A 947-nucleotide genomic window follows, 5' to 3' on the forward strand; every position below is an offset into this window, starting at 1 on the left:
GCCCAGCACCGCGCGCTGTTCTGCCGCCTGCAGCAACCGATAGCCAATTCCCTGGCCGGTAAATCGCTCCTGGATGTAGAGGCGCTGCAACTCGGCGGCATCTGAAGCTGTGATCATCGAATGAGTGGCGTGGAGTTTGATCTGGGCAAAGCCAACAAGGTGGCCATTCGACTCAGCCACCACCAGCGAGAGACCGGGTTGTATCAGCAGTTGGGTGATGGTCTGCGGCGCAAAGGCTTGCAGCGCCTCTCTGGCAATCGAGGCGCGGATACCTTGGGTCGCGTAAGTATCGAGAAACACCTGCATACCGAGCACGCCGATGCATAAGGCGTCCTCGGCAGTGGCATCCCGAACAGTAATGGGCGGCGGGTTGATAACAGGCATTGAGTCTCCGTACTCAAGGGGTGCAGGGATCAACGTTTTACCACGAATGCAGCCAACAGCAATTGCCTCTACCGATGGGCCGCAGTAGGGTTTACGCCTCGCCCAATCTGCAGGAGCCCGCCATGAGCTTTTTTTCCGACCCTGATGCCGTCGCCCGCTACGCCGAAGGCCCTGTGCGTCTGGTACCGGGCTTCGATGGCTTGCAACGGATGACCATCCTGCTGCTGCGTGAAACTGTTCCAGCGACCGGCAGCGTGTTGGTATTGGGCGCCGGGGGCGGCCTGGAGCTAAAACGGTTTGCCGACGCCGAGCCAGGCTGGCGCTTTACAGGCGTCGACCCGTCGGCCGAGATGCTGAAGTTGGCGCAGGCGACACTGGGCCCTTTAAATGAGCGCGTGCAGTTGCACGAGGGTTATATCGATACCGCCCCATTGGGTCCCTTTGACGGCGCCACCTGCTTGCTGACCTTGCACTTCATTCCAGAAGAGGAACGCCTGCAAACCCTCAAGGCCTTGTGGCAACGGTTGCTACCCGGAGCACCGCTGATCGTGGCGCACCACAGT

Annotated in this window: 2 protein-coding genes; one reads left to right on the top strand and one right to left on the bottom strand. The window is 60.3% G+C overall.

Annotation, left to right across the window (positions count from 1 at the left end):
* Positions 1 to 384, bottom strand: a 384-nt coding sequence (locus FEM54_RS33175; protein ID WP_138454353.1) for a GNAT family N-acetyltransferase, incomplete at its 3' end; no start/stop codon positions are given.
* Between the two features lie 122 nt (positions 385 to 506).
* Here FEM54_RS33175 and FEM54_RS33180 point away from each other — a divergent pair.
* Positions 507 to 947, top strand: a 441-nt coding sequence (locus FEM54_RS33180) for a class I SAM-dependent methyltransferase (protein WP_138454354.1), incomplete at its 3' end; no start/stop codon positions are given.

Source organism: Pseudomonas edaphica (assembly GCF_005863185.1).
Lineage (GTDB): Bacteria > Pseudomonadota > Gammaproteobacteria > Pseudomonadales > Pseudomonadaceae > Aquipseudomonas > Aquipseudomonas edaphica.